The sequence below is a fragment of the Sphingomonas sp. UNC305MFCol5.2 genome, from assembly GCF_000712135.1.
In the GTDB taxonomy this organism is placed as follows: Bacteria; Pseudomonadota; Alphaproteobacteria; order Sphingomonadales; family Sphingomonadaceae; genus Sphingomonas.
Genome location: NZ_JOOE01000001.1, coordinates 822,298 through 840,139 on the forward strand (window position 1 = coordinate 822,298; position 17,842 = coordinate 840,139).

Consider the following 17,842-nt stretch of genomic DNA (forward strand, 5'->3'; position numbering starts at 1 on the left):
CCCGGCCCCTCTCTCTCGCCTCCGTAACGACCGATTGGGGCTTTGGCTCCCCCCAAGCGCGATTTGCGAGCAAATTCAGCGGCTAGCCGTGCTTTGCACGGGCGCGGAAGTGATGGAGCAGCGGCTCGGTATAGCCGTTGGGCTGAGCCACGCCTTCGAAGACCAGTGCGCGGGCGGCCTGGAAGGCGAGGCTCTCGTCCTCGCGCCCCGCCATCGGGCGGTACAGCGGGTCTCCGGCGTTCTGCGCGTCGACCTTCACCGCCATCCGCCGGAGCGCCGCCTCGACATCGCCGGCACTCGCCACATTGTGGAGCAGCCAGTTGGCGATGTGCTGCGATGAGATGCGCAGGGTGGCGCGATCCTCCATCAGCCCGACATCGTCGATATCGGGGACCTTGGAGCACCCCACCCCCTGATCGATCCAGCGCACGACATAGCCGAGGATGCCCTGGGCATTATTGTCGAGTTCATGCGCGACCTCCTCGGGCGACCAGTTGCGGCCCTGCGCGACCGGGATCGTCAGCAGCGGCGCGAGACCCGGGACCGGTTCCGCCGCGATTTCGCGCTGACGGGCGAACACGTCGGTGCGGTGGTAATGGAGCGCGTGCAGCGTCGCCGCGGTAGGCGACGGTACCCAGGCAGTGTTCGCGCCGGCCTGAGGATGGACGCTCTTTTGCGCGAGCATGTCGGCCATCCGGTCCGGCGCTGCCCACATCCCCTTGCCGATCTGCGCCTTGCCCGAGAGCCCGCAAGCGAGGCCGATACGGACGTTGCGGTCCTCATAAGCCTTGATCCAGGCCGACGCTTTCATCTCGGCCTTGGGCACCATCGGCCCGGCGCGCATGCTGGTGTGGATCTCGTCGCCCGTACGATCGAGGAAGCCGGTGTTGATGAAGGCGATGCGGTCCTTCACCGCGTGGATGCACGCCGCGAGATTTGCCGAGGTCCGACGCTCTTCGTCCATCACACCCACCTTGATCGTATGGCGCGGGAGACCGAGGAGATCCTCGACCGCGTCGAACAGCCGGTCCGTGAAGGCGCATTCCTCCGGACCATGCATCTTGGGTTTGACGATGTAGATCGAGCCCGCGCGGCTATTGCGGAAACGCCCGAGCCCGCGCAGATCGTAGAGCGCGATCAGGCTGGTGACGATCGCGTCGAGAATGCCCTCGGGCGCCTCCTGTCCGTCCGCGAGCAACACGGCGGGGGTCGTCATCAAATGTCCGACATTGCGAACGAACAGCAGCGATCGTCCGGGCAGGTCGCCACGGTCGGGGTTCAATTGGCGCGTGACGCTCCGCCCGTTCTTGTCGAACCGCTCTTCCAGATCGCCCTGCATCAGCCCGAGCCAATTGGCATAAGCTGCGACCTTGTCCTCGGCATCGACCGCCGCGACCGAATCTTCAAGGTCGACGATCGTGGTGAGTGCCGATTCGAGCCGCACGTCGGCAATCCCCGCCGGATCGTCGCGGCCGATCGGATGCATGCGATCGACCACCACTTCGATATGGAGACCGTTATTCCGAAAGAGGAAACCATTGTTCGATCGCCGAATCAGCTTCTCCGGTTCGCACAGAAACAGGTCGATCTCTTCTAACGAGACGACATCCGCCCAATCGATCGCGAGCGGCACGGCCTCATCGAGAAACGCCTTTGCTTTGGCGATCACCTCCGTCCCACGTTCGGGATCGTATCCGCCGGGCTTGGCGGCGCCCGGAAGCGCATCGGTGCCGTAGAGCGCATCGTACAGGCTGCCCCAGCGCGCATTGGCGGCGTTGAGCACGAAGCGCGCGTTGAGCGCAGGCACCACCAGCTGCGGCCCCGCCATCCGCGCGATCTCGTCGTCGACGTTCCGCGTGCCGATCGTGAAGGGCGCCGGTTCGGGAACGAGATAACCGATCTCGCGCAGGAACGCCTCCTGCGCGGCCGGATCGGCGGCGCGGCGCGGGTCCGCCGCACACCATGAATCGATCTGGGCCTGCAGAGCATCGCGCTTCGCCAGCAAGGCGCGATTCTCCGGCGCAAAACGCGCGAAAATCGCCGCCGCGCTCGCCCAGAACGCATCCGCCTCGATCGCCAGCCCCGGCAGCACGCGCGTCTCGACGAAGCGCGCGAGCACTTCGGCGACCTTCAGACCGGCGCGATCGAGATAAGCAGACATGAAAACTCCTCCAGCAACGTCACGGTGCCTGGGGAGGGCATGCGCGGAGTATCCGGCGCGCGGCCGCTAATCAACCCCGCGATCGAGCGCGATCGCCGCCGCCTCGATCCGTTCGAGCATCGCGCGCAATTGCTCGCGCTCCTGATCCGAAAGCGTCGCGAAGATCCGCGCCTCGAACTCCAGCGCCTTGGGCGCCACCTGTTCATACAACGCCCAGCCCTGTTGCGAGAGCGTCAACAGGTGCGAGCGCTGGTCTTCGGGATTGGCGCCGCGCTGGATCAATCCGCGCTCGGCCAGCGCAATCGCCGCGCGACTTACGGTCACCTTGTCCATCCGCGTCCGGCCGCAGAGCGCCTGCTGGCTCATCGCGCCGCCTTCGGCGAGCACCGCCACCAGCCGCCATTCGGGAATACGCAGTCCAAATAGAGTGCGATACGCAGTCGCCACCGCGTCCGACACGGTGTTGGACGCGATCGAGAGACGATAGGGCAGGAATTCGTCGAGCTTCAGCTTCTTCGCCATAGCCGCACCGTGCTGCCATATGCCGTTTGCTGCAAGTGACAACGTTGGCCGATTGCATTTTCTGCAATGGTACCGGTATCATTTCGCACTTGCAACATCACCCGCTGCACTGCAGAAAGATCAGGCCTTTCAGGCATCCTCTCCTAAAACTTTCAAACGGCCGTCCTTCGGGGCGGCCTTTTTTTTACTCGTCGTCCCGGCGCTGGAGCCGGTGCCATGGCTTGCGAGCGCCCAGGCCGACGACAAATTCGAAAAGCCCGTAGGCGACGATGAGCCCGACGAGGACTAGGGCCGCGATCCACCGAAAGGGCTCCGGTGGACCGCCCAATCCGGAAAGGATTGCATCGATCATTTCATCTGCCGCTTGATCGTGGCTTGCGTCGCCTTGCCGTAGGGCGGCTTCATCCCCGCCAGCTTCGCCACGTCGAGCCGTGCCTGCTTGTAGATGCTGCGCGCGTGGCTGAAGGTCCGGAAACCCGCTTCGCCGTGATAGGCACCCGTCCCCGACGGGCCGATACCGCCGAAGGGCAATTCCTCCTGGCTGACATGGAAAATCACGTCGTCGAGCGTCACGCCGCCCGAGATCGTGCGATCCAGCACATGCCGCCGCTCCGCCACGTCGCTGCCGAAATAATAGAGTGCCAGCGGCCGGTCGCGCCGGTTCACTTCGGCGATCGCGTCGTCGATATGGGCGTAGCTGCGCATCGGCAGGACCGGCCCGAATATCTCCTCCTGCATCACCGTCATGTCGTCGGTAGCTCCGCGGATGATGTGGAGCGGCATTTTCCGGCTGTTCGAGCTCGCGAAATCCTCATTCGCCGGATTGACCGCGATCACCTCCGCCCCCTTGGCCCGCGCATCCTCGATCCAGTCGTGGAGCCGCGCATGGTGCCGGTCGTTGATCACCGCCGTATAATCCCGATTGTCGAGCAGGGTCGGGTACATCGCCGAAGCCGCGCCGGTCAGCCCGGCGATGACCTCCGCCTCCTTCTCCTCGGGGACCAGCATGTAATCGGGCGCGAGGCAGATCTGCCCGGCGTTGAGCATCTTGCCCATCACCACGCGCTCGGCCGCCTGTGCGACGTTCGCCGAACGCCCGACCACCACTGGCGATTTGCCGCCCAGCTCGAGCGTCACCGGCACGAGATTGTCCGCGGCGGCATGGAGGATGTGCTTCGCGATCCCGGTCGCGCCGGTGAACAGCAGATGGTCGAACGGAAGCTCGGCGAAAGCCTTGCCTATCTCCGGTCCGCCGCTGACGAAGGCAAGTTCCTCGGGCGCGAAATAGCGCGGCGCCAGTTCCTCGAACAGAGCGGCCACCACCGGGGTGAACTCGCTGGTCTTGACCATAGCGCGGTTGCCCGCGGCGAGCACTCCGGCGAGCGGGCTCATCACGAGGTTCACCGGGAAATTCCAAGGTGCGATGATGCCGACCACGCCCTTGGGCTGATATTCGATCCACGCGCGCCCACCGAGCAGTCCCAGCGGGAACATCGCCGGCTTGCGCTCGCTCCGCGACCAGCGCCCGACATGCTTGAGCGCATGTTTGAGCGGCCCCACTGATGCGGCGATGTCGGTGATCATCGATTGTTCGCGGCTGCGATGCCCGAAATCCTCGGAGAGCGCGTCGCAGAAGCGGCCGGCATTGTCGGCGATCATCGCGATCGCGCGCCTGAGCCGATCCTTGCGCGTCTCGACCGAAACAGGGAGCTCGGCCAAGAAGGCCGCACGCTGACGTTCGAGAATGTTCTTCATCGCATTTGTGTGATCCGAACCGGGCTCCTGCGCAAGCAGGAGCCCAGAGTCACAGGCGCATCGCTTCGTCACCCTGGATTCCTGCTTTCGCAGGAACACGGATTCGTGCGTTATGCCTGACTCAGCATTTGGCTAAGCCACACCAACCATGCGGCGGCGGCCAGCATCACCCCGAACGGCATCCGGTCTGTCCCGGTGACCTTGCGTCCCGCACTGACGAAGCCGAGCACCGCCGCCAGCCCGATCGACGCTCCGGCGAGCAGCACCATCGGCAGCGCCTGCCAGCCGAGCCAGCAGCCGATCGCCCCGAACAATTTAGGATCGCCGCCGCCCAGCCCCTGCCGCCCTCGGATCAGCCGATACGCCGCCGCGACCGCGGCCAGCGCGGCGTAACCACCGATACCGCCGATCAGCCGCGCGTCCATCGCCGGCGGGATGCCGAGCGCTCCTGTCGCCAGCCCCGCGGCGGCCAGCGATCCGGTGAGGAGGTTGGGCAGCCAGAATGCCGCAAGGTCCAGTGCCGCGAGCGCGAGCAGCAGCCATCCGAACACCGCACCGGCCACCCCGCCCGGGCCCGGCATGGCGACTCCCGCGGCGACCCCGATCGCCAGCCCGAGCAGTTCGGTAATCAGATGGCTGGGATGGATGGGCGCACCGCACCCCCGGCACCGCCCGCGCTGGAGTACGAAGCTCGCCACCGGCACCAGTTCCGTTCCGCCCAGTGCCTTGCCACACCCGTCGCATTCCGACCGTCCCCGCAGCGTTGACCGGCCTTTCGGCCAGCGAATCGCCACGGTGGCGATGAAGCTGCCGAAGACGAGCCCCAGCACGCCGAGCAATACCGGCCACAGCCAGGCGTCAATCGGCATCGCGTGGCGGCCGCTTGCGGATCAGGTAACGATAGACGCCGAACACGTTGATGCAGAACAATACGAGGTTCTGCGTCCAGAGTGGCTCGTCGTCGGAGAGGAAGGCGCCGCTGATCCAGCAGATGCTGGAAGCGACGAAGAGCGCGAAGCCCCAGCCCGTCACGCGCCGGCCGAGATCGAGCGAGACCATGAAACAGGCGATGATGCCGCTGATCGAAGCTGCCCATTTGAGGATGTCGACGAGCGTCATTCGGGAGCTTTCCTGGGGCAGGGCGACGGCTTTTGCAAACCGTCGCACGGATCACTAGATCGCCCTCAACAATCGAGAGGAAAACAATGTCCGCCGACGATATCGTCATCGCCTCCTATGCCCGCACGCCGATGGGCAGCTTCCAGGGTTGCCTGACCGACGCCGGCGCGACCGACCTCGGCGCCACCGCAGTCGGCGCGGCAGTCGAGCGCGCGGGGCTGAAGGGCGATGCGATCGAGCGGATCTACATGGGCTGCGTCCTCCCTGCGGGCCTCGGCCAGGCGCCCGCCCGCCAGGCCGCGCTCAAGGCAGGACTGCCACATCATATCGAGGCGACGACGATCAACAAGATGTGCGGATCGGGGATGCAAGCGGCGATCATGGCCGCCGACGCGCTCGCCGCGGGCTCGGTCGACCTGCTCGTCGCGGGCGGGATGGAGAGCATGACCAACGCGCCCTATCTCTCGCTGCGTCACCGCGCCGGTGCGCGAATCGGCCACGACGTGCTCAAGGACCATATGTATCTGGACGGGCTAGAGGATGCCTATGAGCCGGGCCGGCTGATGGGCAGCTTCGCCGAGGAAACCGCGCAGGAATATCAGTTCACACGGGCAGCGCAGGACGAATTCGCGATCGCCTCGCTTCAACGCGCGCAGAAGGCGCAGCAATCGGGCGCGTTCGACCGCGAAATCGTCCCCGTCGAGGTCAAGGGCCGCAAGGGCGTTATCACAGTTACTTTCGACGAGCAGCCAGCGAAGGGCGACCTTGCGAAAATCCCGACGCTCAAGCCGGCTTTCTCGAAGGACGGCACGATCACCGCCGCCAACGCCTCGTCGATATCGGATGGCGCCGCGGCGCTGGTGATGACGCGGATGCACGTCGCCGACCGGCTCGGCCTCAATCCGGTAGCGCGCGTTGTCGCTCATGCCGCCCACGCCCACGCCCCCGCCCGCTTCACCACTGCCCCGGTGTTCGCGATGCGCAAGGCGCTGGAAAAGGCGGGATGGCAGATCGGTGACGTCGACTTGTTCGAAGTCAACGAGGCGTTCGCCTGCGTCGCGATGATCGCGATGCACGATCTCGGCATCTCCCACGACGTGCTCAATGTGCATGGCGGCGCCTGTGCGCTCGGTCACCCGATCGGTGCCAGCGGGGCGCGCGTGCTTGCCACCTTGCTTTCGGCGCTCGAGACCAACGGCCAGAAGCGCGGCCTCGCCTCGCTCTGCATCGGCGGCGGCGAAGCGACCGCGATGGCAGTGGAGCTGCTCGACTAGATCAGGCTTCGGGCTTCCGACCACTCACACTGGTCGCGCAGCCAAAGAAATGCTTGCTGAAGACTACCTCTAGCCCTTCGGCGCGCAGCATCTCGGCAATGCCCGAGGCATCCCCGAAACGCGTGCTGTAGGTGCCGATCAGCGCGAAATCCTGGGCGCCGCGAAGCAATAGCCGTTCGACAAGCGGCAATATCGTCTTGAGGTGGAGCAGATAGAGCGGCCGGAGCCACCAGCCCCTGGGATCCGACGCCTCGATCATCGCAAAGCTGCCGCCCGGCCGCAGCACTCGCGCGATCAAGGCGGCGAGCCGCATATGCTGACCGGCATCGAAGGTCTTCAACCCGAAGGTCGAGATCACAAAGTCCGCACTGTCATCGGGCAAATCGCTCGCCAGAACATCGTCTTCGATGAACCCGATATGATGCGCGCGGTGCCGGTGCAATCGCTCGATCGCGCGGGCATGCATGCCGGAGGAAATGTCGACAGCTGTGATCGGGCCGACTTCAGGGAAACGCTTGAGGAGATGCGGCCAAACCTCGCCCGTCCCAGCCATCAGATCGTAGCCGCTCGGGCCCGGCGGCTCCGGCAGCGCGGCGACGCATTGCCGCCGCCATCGCTCGGTGAAGCCCATTGAGCAAATCCAGCTGAACGCGATATATTTGCCCGAACAGCGATCGAACACGCCTTTGACGAAGGCGGGGTCATAGATGTCGCGGCTCACTTCAGCGCAGCACTTCGCCGGGCTCGACGCCCCAGATGTGCGACTGTTCGACATAACCGGTGCGGCCGCCCACATCGAAGCGGCACCAGTTATCCGCGCATTTGCTGATCGCCCCGACGACGCCGGGCTCGACCCGCCAGTTGATATGCGCATCGAGCTGTGGTGCGGAGCGCAGTTCGGTGACTCCACCCACCACGATCGCGGTGCGCCGCTCGTCGAGGAAGTTGCGCAGCATCCAGCCCTGCGTGCCGCCCGGATCCTCGACCTTGCGCCACTCGCCGTAGATATCGAGCACCTTGAGCGGCAGATCACGCCGCTTGTAGAGCCAGCTTACCGGATAGTTGCGCCCCGGGCCGGTGCGCAGATGGGCCTTGTCGACGTCGATCGACACCCAATAAGGCGGCTTGCGTTGCGCCGCGACGGGCACGGCCAGCCCCAGCGCCACGACGCTCAGCACCAGCCAGGTTGCAAGCCGCATTCGATCCCCCTTCGTCCTGTTCCCTGATAGTGCGAGCGGATACCACGCTTCAACCCGTTGACTGAGGCCTCGGCACCAGCCAATCCGCCCTGAATGGCACAGCCCGCGCGCCCTTCCCGTCCCCGGGTGACCGTCACCCGCGCATTGCCGCAGGCAATCGAGGCGCGCATGGCCGAATTGTTCGAGGCCGTGCTCAATGCCGACGATCGTCCGATGGACCGTGCCACGCTGGGCGCGGCAATGGCCGATGCCGATGTCTTCGTACCAACGGTGACCGACCGGATCGATGCGGAGCTGATCGCCGCCGCCCCCGATCGTCTCCGCCTGATCGCCAATTACGGCGCCGGCTTCGGCCATATCGACCTGAAGGCAGCGCGCGAGCGCGGCATCACCGTGACCAACACGCCCGGCGTGCTGACCGAGGATACCGCAGACATGGCGATGGCGCTGATCCTCGCCGCGCCGCGCCGGCTGATCGAGGGCGACAAGCTCGTCCGATCGGGCGAATGGACCGGCTGGCGCCCGACCGGCATGCGTGGTCACCGCATCGGCGGCAAGAAGCTCGGCATCCTCGGTATGGGCCGTATCGGGCAGGCGGTGGCGCAGCGTGCCCGCGCCTTCGGGCTGACGATCCATTATCACAACCGCCACCGCATCCCCGAGGTCGCCGAGGCCCAGCTCGGCGCGACGTGGCACGCCGATCTCGATGCGATGCTGCGAACAGTCGACATCCTCACCATCCACGCGCCACACACCGAGAACACCGGCGGGCTGATCGACGCGCGGCGGCTCGACCTGCTCGGGCCGCAGGGGTGGCTAATCAACACCGCGCGGGGCGAGATCGTCGATCCCGAAGCATTGGTGGTAGCGCTGACCCAGGGCCGCATCGCCGGCGCAGGGCTCGACGTCTATGTGAACGAACCCGCCGTCGATCCGCGGCTCATCGCGCTCGACAATGTCGTGCTGCTCCCCCATCTCGGCTCCGCGACTTTCGAGGGCCGTGAGGCGATGGGGCTCAAGGTCATCGCCAATATCCGATCCTGGGTCGACGGGCACCGTCCGCCCGATCAGGTGCTCGACGGTTGGCTCTAGACTAGCGTTCTGCGGAACCCATTGCTTCCGAACCGGTTTTCCGCCGCAAAGGAGAACCGCGATGAAGAAATACAGCTATGCGTGGCTTACATTGGGTTTCTTCCTCGTGTCGTTCGCACTGCACTGGTGGTTTGGCTGGAGCAGCTATGTCGACGAAGCCCGCCAGCACGGGCAGGCCGTCGAAACTTCGGGCTATCTCCATGAAATGCTCCGCGACACCTTCGAGAACTGGCAGTCCGAGTTCCTGCAGTTGCTCTGGCAGGTCGTGGGCCTGGCCTATTTCCTCTATGTCGGATCGCCCTCGTCGAAGGAGAATGACGACCGAATGGAAGCGAAGATCGACTCGCTGCTCCGCCTCCAGGCCGGCGTGGACCGCGGCCAGGAGATCATCGACGAACTCGACGATCGCTATCTGCGCACCCATGGCCACGCCAAGCCGCACGGGCACGGCGCGGATCCGGTGGTGGACAGCGGGAAGGAAGACGCTGCCTGAGCCACCGTCAGAGGCCGCGCAGCCACTCCCTGATCATCGCCTTGCCAGCGGCCACCGCCGCGCGGCCATGGACGTCATGCTCGCCGCGCAGGCGCTCGGGCGACGTGCCGGCCTCGGCGATAAAGGCCGGGCCATTTTCGATCCACGCCTCGAAGCGCGGATCCTCGCCCATCTCGGCATGGAATTGGAGCGCGAGCAGTTCCGGACCGCGGCGGAAGGCCTGATGCGCATAAGACGGCGTCGAGGCGAGAAGCTCGACGCCATCCGGCAGATCAAACGTGTCGCCGTGCCAATGCAGCATCGACACCCCGGCGACGTGGCGGAGCGGCGAATCCGCGCCCGGATCGCTGAGCGTCACCGGCGCGAAGCCGATCTCCTTCACCGGACCCGGCCGCACTTCCGCACCCATCGCTGCCGCGATCATCTGCGCGCCCAGGCAGACCCCCAAGGTCGGCAGCCCGCGCGCGATTCGCTCGGCAAGCCGCTCGAGTTCATGCGCGATCCAGGGATGCGCCTCGCGCTCATAGACACCCATCGGCCCGCCCATCATCAGCAACAGGTCGGGAGCATCGAAATCGAGGCTGGAGAAGCCCGGATCGGTGACGTCGACGCGATCGAGGACATAGCCCGCCGCCTCGATCGGCTCGCGGAATCCTGCAATGCCCTCGTAAGGGGTGTGGCGGATGATCAGACCGGTCTTCATGGCGCCAGCCTAAACGGGCCGACGCTGGCCGCGACCCCAGCTTTTCTTGGCTGTGCGCAAGCCGGCCCATGCCGGACCGACCTGCTCGCCACCACGTCCGAAGACCAGATCAATCCCCGGTCAGGATCCGGTCGACGAGCTGCTTCACCGTCGGCACGAACCCGTTCGAATAGAAGGGATCGCGCTTGAAGTTGTAGGCGCCGTGGCCCGCGAACATGAGGTTCTCGTCGGTAGGTCCGCCATGCGCGATGTCCTGCAGCGTCTTCTGGATGCAGAAGCTGCGCGGATCGGCCAACCGTCCGGTCGAATTGGTCTCGGTATCCGCCCAGGACGAGAACTGGCACTGGCTGAGGCAACCCATGCAATCGGCCTGGTCCTTGCGGATCACGCCCTTCTCTTCCTCGCTGACGAAGACGAGCGTGTTGTCCGGGGTCTTGAGCGCCGAGGTGAAGCCGAGCCCGAACCATTCGCGCGCGCGCAGCAAGTCGTTGCGCGTCACCCAGAAATTCTTGCCCTTCACGCCCACGTCGAGCTGGAAGGTGTGATCCCCGGCATGCTCGGTCGAATAGGCGATCTGGCGCTCGCTGCGCGCTTCGAGGCTGCGCAGGAACGGATTGCGCACCGCGCTCGAATAGAAACCGGTCGGCGAGAAGCGGTGGAGCAGGATGTCGCCCTCCTCCAGCTTCATCAGCTCGTTCTTCCAGCCCTCGGGGATCGGGCTTTCCTGGGTGAGGAGCGGCCGCGTGCCGAACTGGAATGCGATCTTGCCGAGCTCGGGATTGTCGATCCAGTCGTTCCAGTCGCGCAGATACCAGACGCCGCCGGCCATCACGATCGGCACGTCGTCCGAGATGCCGCCCTCGCGCATCGTCGCGCGCAGGTCACGGACGCGCGGATAGGGATCCTGCGGCACCAGGGGATCTTCGGCATTGGACAGGCCGTTATGCCCGCCCGCGAGCCACGGATCCTCATAGACCACTGCCGCCAGCCATTCCGAGGCCTTCGAATAGGCCCGCTTCCACAGCGCGCGAAAGGCGCGGCCCGAGCTGACGATCGGCAGATAGGAGACGTTGTACGAAGCCGCGATCTCACTGAGCTTGTACGGCATGCCCGCACCGCAGGTAACGCCCGCGACCATCCCCTTGGTCCGTTCGAGCACCCCGTGGAGCACGCGCTGCGCGCCGCCCATCTCCCACAGCACGTTGATGTTCACCGCGCCCTTGCCGCCGGCGATCTCGAACGCCCGCTTGACCTGCTCCACTGCGCCTTCGATCGCGTACTGGACCAGTTCCTCGTGGCGCTCGCGCCGGGTCAGCGCGCGGTAGACCTGCGGGATGATCTTCCCCTCGGCATCGTAGCTGTCGGCATTGACCGCACTGACCGTGCCGATGCCGCCGGCCGCCGCCCAGGCGCCTGCGCTCGCATGGTTCGTGGCCGCGACACCCTTGCCCCCTTCGACCAACGGCCACACTTCCCGGCCGTTATAGCTGATAGGCGTCAGACCCTTGAACAAATGTGCCTCCGGTTAAAACTCCGGCGCTTGCTAGCGCCAACCACCCCAACAAGCGAGCCGCAATCGTTATTGCAGCGCGTCAGGGCGTCCCATTGCCGCACCATAGAGCCGCGCATAGGACGCGATCATTGCGGCTTCATCGAACAACGCACGGGCGCGCGCACGGTTCTGCTCACCGATATAATGCATCGATTCCGGGTTTCTGGCCAGCGTGTCGATCCGGTCGCGCAGATCGACTTCATGGTGCCGGGGGGCCAAAAACGGCACGTTTTCGGGCGATACCATCACCGGAATGTCGCCCACCCGGGTCGATACCACCGGCAACCCCGCCGCCATCGCCTCGATCACCGAAATCGGCGCCTGCTCGCTCTTCGAAGACATCGCGAAGATATCGAACAGCCCCATGTAGCGATGCGGTTCGGGCAGGAAACCGGGCAGGATCACCTGATCCTCGATCGCCATCGCCTCGGCGGCGTCGAGGATGTTCTGCCGCTCGGGGCCTTCGCCGAGGATCACCAGCTTGAACCGCGCGTTCACCCCCGCGACGGCGCGCACCAGCAGCGGCAGATCCTTTACCGGGCGCAGGCCCGCGACGCAGCCGATGAACACTTCGCCTTCGCGCCTGTTCTGGAGCTGCGGGATCAATTTCGCATCGGGCTTGTCCGCGTAGCGCATCGTCGCCACGCCATTGGCGATGCGGTGGACGCGATCCGGCGGCTGGTGCCAATGCTTGAGCGCCACCTTCTCCAGCACCTGGCTAGGCACCACCAGCGCATTGGCCGCCGGAAGCGCGATGCGGCGATACATGTTGCGCACCGGATTGAGCCGCTCGGCCTCGTCCTGGTTGAACCCGTCTTCGTGGTGGACGATCGGGGGCAATCCCTTGCCGAACACCCGCGCCGCCATCACGCCGTCGATCGCGCCCCAATTATAGGTCAACACCAGATCGAAGCGCCGCAGGAACCGCGCGATCTCCTCATAGCGCTTGACCGAGGGGCGGCCCGAGAGCGGCGGCGGGTTCTGCGCGATCTCGTATTTGATCCCCTTGGCGATCGCATCGCGCGCGCCGAGCTGATCGGGCATCGCCGAGACGATCGTGTGCCGTGCTTTGTCGCCGAACGCGTTCATCAGGCGTACGGCGCGCGATTCCTTGCCGCCGAGATTGAAGGTCGAATGGAGGTGGAGGATGTGGATGGGCATGTCGGGGGCTGGCCTTAACGCTCCAGGCCGCGTCCGTCACGCTCCCTCTCCCGCTTGCGGGAGAGGGCCGGGGTGAGGGTTCAGCGCAATACGCTGTCGATCAGCGCCTTCACCCCACTCACCCTCCCCTAGCCCCTCCCGCAGGCGGGAGGGGGATTCACGCCTTCGCCAGCAGCCGCCCGATCGCCGTCACCACTTCGGGCTCGTCGAGCGTCGGGGCGTGGCCCACGCCGGCGACCGTCACCAGCTTTGCGCCCGGCACCCGCGCGACCATCTTCGCCGCGGTTTCGGCGCTGAGGATGTCGGAGCGCTCGCCGCGCACGATCAGCACCGGCTTGCCCTTCAGCGCGTCGATCGTGGGCCACATATCCGGACCCGCCTCGTTGCCCGGCACGCGGAAAGGCTCGGCGATCTTCATGTCGTAATCGAGCACGATCCGCCCCGAGCTGTTCACTCGGTACAGCCGCTTCGCCATGCGCAGCCAGTCCTCGATGCCGTAATCGGGGTACACATCGGCGTTGCTCTCGGCCACCGCCCGCGCGGCGTGCATCCAGGTCGGGTGCCACACCGCCTTGCCGACATAAGTGCGGATCCGCGCCAGCCCGCCGGGTTCGAGCTCGGGACCGACGTCGTTGAGCACCACGCCCGCAAGCTTGCCGCCGTCCGTGGCCGCCAGCAGCATCGTGACGATGCCGCCCAGCGATGTTCCCACCGCGACGAAGCGCGTTATGCCCAGCTCGTCCAGCAGCGCCTCGACATCCTGCAGATAGGTCAACGGGACATAGGACATCGGATCCTTGGCATAGGCGCTCTCGCCGCGCCCGCGGAACTCGACGAGGATCACGCGCCGCTCGCCCGCAATCCGCTCCGCCAGCGGTGCATAATCGCGTGCATTGCGGGTCAGCCCGGGGAAACAGAGCACCGGCGGCTTGTCGTCGGCGCCGGGATAGTCGCGATAATGCAGCCTCAGGCCGTCTTTCGACCACCAATAGCCATCGCTGTAGTTGCGCCGCTCACCCATTGCTCCCCATATCGCCGCATGGCCTTCACTCCGCAACAGGCGATCCTCGAACTCGGCGACGCCTTCTACGATCCCGTCACCGCCGCCCGCTTCCCCCAGACGATCCTGCGCTTCCGCAACGATCGCGCGGCGGCCGAAGTCGGGCTCGACGGGCTCAGCGACGAACAATGGATCGCGCATTTCGGCCGGTTCGAGCCGTTGCCGGGCGCACTGCAGCAGCCGCTGGCGCTGCGCTATCACGGCCATCAGTTCCGCGTGTACAATCCCGAGATCGGCGACGGCCGCGGTTTCCTGTTCGCCCAGATGACCGACGACCGCGGCCGCCTGATGGACCTCGGTACCAAGGGATCGGGCCAGACGCCGTACAGCCGATTCGGCGACGGCCGCCTGACGCTGAAGGGCGGCGTCCGCGAAATCCTCGCCACGGAGATGCTCGAAGCTCTCGGCGTCGAGACCTCGCGCACCTTCTCGCTGATCGAGACCGGCGAAGAACTGCATCGCGGCGACGAGCCCTCCCCCACTCGCTCGGCGGTACTGGTCCGGCTCAACCACGGCCATATCCGCATCGGCACCTTCCAGCGGCTTGCGCACTCGCAGGACACCGAAAACCTGCTGCGTCTGACCGGCTATGTCCTGCGGCACTATTACGGCGAAGAGCCCGGCGACGACGCGCCCCAACGCCTCCTCGCGCACGTCGCCGCCCGCACGGCGCGCATGGCGGGGCAATTCATGGCCGCGGGATTCGTCCACGGCGTGCTCAACAGCGACAACATCAACGTCACCGGCGAAAGCTTCGACTATGGTCCCTGGCGCTTCGCCCCGAGTTGGGCGCCGGGCTTCACCGCGGCCTATTTCGACCAAAGCGGTCTCTATGCCTTCGGCCGCCAGCCCGAAGCGATCTATTGGGACGTGATGCAGCTCGCCAGCTCGCTCCGCCTGATCGCCGAGGAAGAGCCGCTGATCGAAGCCATGGAAGTGTTCCCCGAAACGTTCCAGCGCGAGGTGGCCGGCGCGATGCTCTGGCGGCTCGGCGTGGTGCCGCGCGGACCGGAACACGACCGCCCGCTAGTCGGTGCCATCGAGGCCGCATTGGTCGCCAGCGAAGCGCCGATCGACCGCTTCTTCTTCGACGGGTTCGGCGGCACGCTCCCGGAGCGCTACGGCGAACCCTTCGCCGATCTCCGCGCGCAGCTCGCCCATTACGAAGCACGCAAGCCCCGCGACCATGCTTACTGGTCGGATCCCGCTTCCTGCGCAATGCTGATCGACGAAGTCGAGGCCATCTGGGCCGCGATCGCCCAGCGCGACGACTGGTCGCCGCTCGAAACCAAGGTCGCTGCGATCAGGCGAATGGGCGAAGCGCTTGCCTAGGGTCGGCAATTTCGGGCAAGAGCATTGCCATTCTTCCGGGGACGCAAGCAGAACATAATGCCGGCAACGGAAATCATCTCGACCGAGCCGGCAACGGGTGCCGTGCTCTGGCGCCAGAAGATCGGCGACGTCGACGTCGAAGTCGCGCACGCCCGCCGCAGCTGGGCCGAATGGGCCGCGCGCCCGCTCGCCTACCGAATCGAGGCGCTGCGCCGTTTCGCCAATGTCGTGCGGCAAAAGGCCGATGCCTTCACCGATCTGCTGGCGCGCGAGACCGGCAAGCCGCTATGGGAGGCACGCACCGAGGTCGAGACAGTGATTGGCAAGGTCGATATCTCGGTCTCCGCTTATTCGGAGCGCACCGGCCAGCGCCGGATCGAGGCGCCGATGAACACGCGGCTGGCGCTGCGCCACAAGCCGCACGGCGTGCTCGCGGTGCTCGGACCCTATAATTTCCCCGCGCACCTACCCAACGGCCACATCGTCCCGGCATTGCTCGCGGGCAATGCGGTGGTGTTCAAGCCTTCCGAGAAGACCCCTGCGAGCGGCGCGTTCCTCGTCGATTGCTTTCATGCCGCCGGCATCCCGGAAGGCTGTATCCGCCTGCTGATCGGCGGACCCGACGAAGGCAAGGCACTCGCTGCGCATCCCGATATCGATGGGCTCCTGTTCACCGGCTCGGCCAATACCGGCATCGCGCTCAATCGCCAGTTCGCGACGCGGCCCGAGAAGATCCTCGCGCTCGAGATGGGCGGCAACAATCCCATCGTCGTGTGGGACACCCCCGATCTCTATTCGGCCGCGGTGCTCGTCATCCAGTCGGCCTTCACCACCGCCGGCCAACGCTGCACCGCCGCGCGCCGGCTGATCGTCGACCAGAATCTGTTCGATCCCCTGATGGTCGAGATCAACAAGCTGATCGGCCGGCTGATCATCGGCGAGCCGCACGACGATCCGGCTCCGTTCATGGGCCCGGTGATCGACAACGACGCCGCCGACATGCTGACCGAAAGCTTCCTGGCGCTCTCGACGATGGGCGGGCGCCCGCTCAAGCACATGGAACGCCCGATCGAGGGACGGCCGTTCATCACGCCCGGCCTGATCGACATGACCCAGGCCAACGACAAGCCCGATGTCGAGCTGTTCGGCCCAGTCCTCCAGATCTACCGCAAGGCGACCTTCGAGGAAGCGATCGCCGAGGCCAACGAGACGCGCTACGGCCTGTCGGCATCGCTGGTCAGCCAGAATCCCCGGCTCTACGACCAGTTCTGGGCAAATATCCGCGCCGGCATCGTCAACTGGAACCGCCCGACCAACGGCGCGTCCTCATCGGCGCCGTTCGGGGGAGTCGGCTGGTCGGGCAACCATCGTCCCAGCGCCTATTACGCCGCTGACTATTGCGCTTATCCGGTGGTTTCGTCGGAATCCGAACAGGCGCGCGCCGCCATCGGGCTGGGGCTGCGCGACGCCTGAGCGAACCGTCGCAGCCATGGGCCCGCGTGGACGACGCTCATCAGCAGATACATCGGCACCATCCCGCCAAAGGGCGACGCCGCCGCACAGAGCATGTCCGCCGCGCCGCCGCCCTGCGCTGTGAGCAACGCCATCAATGCAAAGCCCGGCGCCGCCGCCAGCGCGAGCGCGTCGGCCGCCCGGCTCGCGATCATGACGTCTTTTCGGCGCGGAACGCAGCCTCGCCGGCATCCGACACTTCGACCCATTTGGGATCCGGCGCGGCCTCGGCTTCGTAATTATCGTGCCAGTTCCACCATTTGTACGTCGACGTCTGCGGATAGCCTTCGGGCGAATCCTCCCACACCTCCTGCCGGCCGAGCGGAGTCAGATCGAGATAGTTCCATACCGTCCCCATCGCCTCGTCGCCGCGATTATTGATGAAGTAGGTGCGGTAGATGCGCTCGCCGTCGCGGATGAAGACATTGTGGCCGTGCCACTCGTCGACGCCGAAATCCTTGTCGAAGTCATCGGTCAAGGTCACCCACGGCATCTCCCAGCCCATCCGCGCCTTGAGCCGCGCGATATCCGCCTGCGGCGCGCGCGAGGCGTAGACGAGCGTGGTGTCGCGCGCGTTCAGATGCGCGAGATTGGATACCTGATCCGCGCCGAGCGAGCAGCCGCGGCAGGCATGATCGGGCCAGCCGAACACGCCGGGCTCGAAGAACGCGCGATAGACGATCAGCTGGCGTCGGCCCGCGAACAGATCGAGCAGGCTCACCTTGCCGTTCGGCCCCTCGAACGCATAGTCCTTGTCGACCGCCATCCACGGCATCCGCCGCCGCTCGGCGGCCAGCGCGTCGCGGGCACGGGTCTGCGCCTTCTCCTTGACGAGCAGGTCCGCGCGAGCGGCTTCCCATGCCTCCGGTGCGACCACGGGGGGATGGTTCTTCGGCAATTCCTGCAT

The 17,842-nt window shown here is 65.9% G+C and carries 19 protein-coding genes; 6 read left to right on the forward strand and 13 right to left on the reverse strand.

Annotation, left to right across the window (positions count from 1 at the left end; genetic code table 11):
• Window positions 1–82: 82 nt before the first annotated feature.
• Window positions 83–2,161, reverse strand: coding sequence for a malate synthase G (locus BR78_RS0103955; protein WP_029935074.1), 2,079 nt, complete (start codon window positions 2,159–2,161; stop codon window positions 83–85).
• 66 nt (window positions 2,162–2,227) lie between these two features.
• Window positions 2,228–2,683: a MarR family winged helix-turn-helix transcriptional regulator gene (locus BR78_RS0103960; RefSeq protein ID WP_029935075.1), complete on the reverse strand. Its 456-nt coding sequence runs from the start codon at window positions 2,681–2,683 to the stop codon at window positions 2,228–2,230.
• Between the two features lie 19 nt (window positions 2,684–2,702).
• Here BR78_RS0103960 and BR78_RS21550 point away from each other — a divergent pair, with 19 nt between their 5' ends.
• On the forward strand, window positions 2,703–2,972 hold the full coding sequence (locus tag BR78_RS21550) for a hypothetical protein (RefSeq protein WP_156022206.1): 270 nt from the start codon (window positions 2,703–2,705) through the stop codon (window positions 2,970–2,972).
• 59 nt (window positions 2,973–3,031) lie between these two features.
• On the opposite strand, the gene BR78_RS0103970 is transcribed toward BR78_RS21550, so the two are convergent.
• From BR78_RS0103970 to BR78_RS0103980, 3 genes are all read right to left on the reverse strand, one after another.
• Window positions 3,032–4,438 (reverse strand): coniferyl aldehyde dehydrogenase, encoded by a 1,407-nt coding sequence (locus BR78_RS0103970; RefSeq protein WP_029935076.1) that lies wholly within the window; start codon window positions 4,436–4,438, stop codon window positions 3,032–3,034.
• A 110-nt stretch (window positions 4,439–4,548) separates the two neighbouring features.
• Entirely contained in the window at window positions 4,549–5,307 is a 759-nt protein-coding gene (locus BR78_RS0103975; RefSeq protein ID WP_029724452.1) for a prepilin peptidase, read from the reverse strand.
• Window positions 5,297–5,557: a hypothetical protein gene (locus BR78_RS0103980; RefSeq protein ID WP_029724451.1), complete on the reverse strand. Its 261-nt coding sequence runs from the start codon at window positions 5,555–5,557 to the stop codon at window positions 5,297–5,299. Before BR78_RS0103980 ends, BR78_RS0103975 begins: the two co-directional genes overlap by 11 nt.
• An 86-nt stretch (window positions 5,558–5,643) precedes the next feature.
• Here BR78_RS0103980 and BR78_RS0103985 point away from each other — a divergent pair, with 86 nt between their 5' ends.
• Complete coding sequence (locus BR78_RS0103985) at window positions 5,644–6,831, forward strand: acetyl-CoA C-acyltransferase (protein ID WP_029935077.1); 1,188 nt, start codon at window positions 5,644–5,646, stop codon at window positions 6,829–6,831.
• Window position 6,832: 1 nt separating this feature from the next.
• Here the strand turns inward: BR78_RS0103985 and BR78_RS0103990 are convergent, their stop codons facing one another.
• On the reverse strand, window positions 6,833–7,552 hold the full coding sequence (locus BR78_RS0103990) for a class I SAM-dependent methyltransferase (RefSeq protein WP_029724449.1): 720 nt from the start codon (window positions 7,550–7,552) through the stop codon (window positions 6,833–6,835).
• A 1-nt stretch (window position 7,553) separates the two neighbouring features.
• Window positions 7,554–8,030: an SH3 domain-containing protein gene (locus BR78_RS0103995; RefSeq protein ID WP_029724448.1), complete on the reverse strand. Its 477-nt coding sequence runs from the start codon at window positions 8,028–8,030 to the stop codon at window positions 7,554–7,556.
• Between the two features lie 93 nt (window positions 8,031–8,123).
• On the opposite strand from BR78_RS0103995, the gene BR78_RS0104000 reads away from it, so the two are divergent.
• Complete coding sequence (locus BR78_RS0104000) at window positions 8,124–9,122, forward strand: 2-hydroxyacid dehydrogenase (RefSeq protein WP_029935078.1); 999 nt, start codon at window positions 8,124–8,126, stop codon at window positions 9,120–9,122.
• A gap of 61 nt (window positions 9,123–9,183) precedes the next feature.
• Window positions 9,184–9,615, forward strand: coding sequence for a DUF6766 family protein (locus BR78_RS0104005; protein ID WP_037565932.1), 432 nt, complete (start codon window positions 9,184–9,186; stop codon window positions 9,613–9,615).
• 7 nt (window positions 9,616–9,622) lie between these two features.
• Here BR78_RS0104005 and BR78_RS0104010 read toward each other — a convergent pair whose 3' ends face one another.
• The 4 genes from BR78_RS0104010 to BR78_RS0104025 form a co-directional block, all read right to left on the reverse strand.
• A complete protein-coding gene (locus BR78_RS0104010; protein WP_029935084.1) occupies window positions 9,623–10,318 on the reverse strand; it encodes a glutamine amidotransferase in 696 nt (231 codons plus the stop codon).
• Window positions 10,319–10,427: 109 nt separating this feature from the next.
• On the reverse strand, window positions 10,428–11,831 hold the full coding sequence (locus BR78_RS0104015) for an NAD(P)H-dependent flavin oxidoreductase (protein ID WP_029935086.1): 1,404 nt from the start codon (window positions 11,829–11,831) through the stop codon (window positions 10,428–10,430).
• Between the two features lie 66 nt (window positions 11,832–11,897).
• Window positions 11,898–13,031: a glycosyltransferase family 4 protein gene (locus BR78_RS0104020; protein ID WP_029935088.1), complete on the reverse strand. Its 1,134-nt coding sequence runs from the start codon at window positions 13,029–13,031 to the stop codon at window positions 11,898–11,900.
• 157 nt (window positions 13,032–13,188) lie between these two features.
• Window positions 13,189–14,052, reverse strand: coding sequence for an alpha/beta fold hydrolase (locus BR78_RS0104025; RefSeq protein WP_029724441.1), 864 nt, complete (start codon window positions 14,050–14,052; stop codon window positions 13,189–13,191).
• A gap of 18 nt (window positions 14,053–14,070) precedes the next feature.
• On the opposite strand from BR78_RS0104025, the gene BR78_RS0104030 reads away from it, so the two are divergent.
• Together BR78_RS0104030 and astD are read left to right on the forward strand one after the other, a co-directional pair.
• Window positions 14,071–15,423, forward strand: a complete 1,353-nt coding sequence (locus BR78_RS0104030; protein ID WP_029935093.1) for a protein adenylyltransferase SelO family protein — start codon at window positions 14,071–14,073, stop codon at window positions 15,421–15,423.
• 57 nt (window positions 15,424–15,480) lie between these two features.
• On the forward strand, window positions 15,481–16,896 hold the full coding sequence (astD, locus tag BR78_RS0104035; RefSeq protein WP_029935095.1) for a succinylglutamate-semialdehyde dehydrogenase: 1,416 nt from the start codon (window positions 15,481–15,483) through the stop codon (window positions 16,894–16,896).
• Here astD and BR78_RS21555 read toward each other — a convergent pair.
• Both BR78_RS21555 and BR78_RS0104040 read right to left on the reverse strand, forming a co-directional pair.
• On the reverse strand, window positions 16,827–17,090 hold the full coding sequence (locus tag BR78_RS21555; RefSeq protein WP_197021270.1) for a hypothetical protein: 264 nt from the start codon (window positions 17,088–17,090) through the stop codon (window positions 16,827–16,829). The two genes, astD and BR78_RS21555, sit on opposite strands and share 70 nt — an antisense overlap.
• Window positions 17,087–17,842, reverse strand: a complete 756-nt coding sequence (locus tag BR78_RS0104040; protein WP_029935098.1) for a DUF899 domain-containing protein — start codon at window positions 17,840–17,842, stop codon at window positions 17,087–17,089. The genes BR78_RS21555 and BR78_RS0104040 overlap by 4 nt, the downstream gene beginning before the upstream one ends.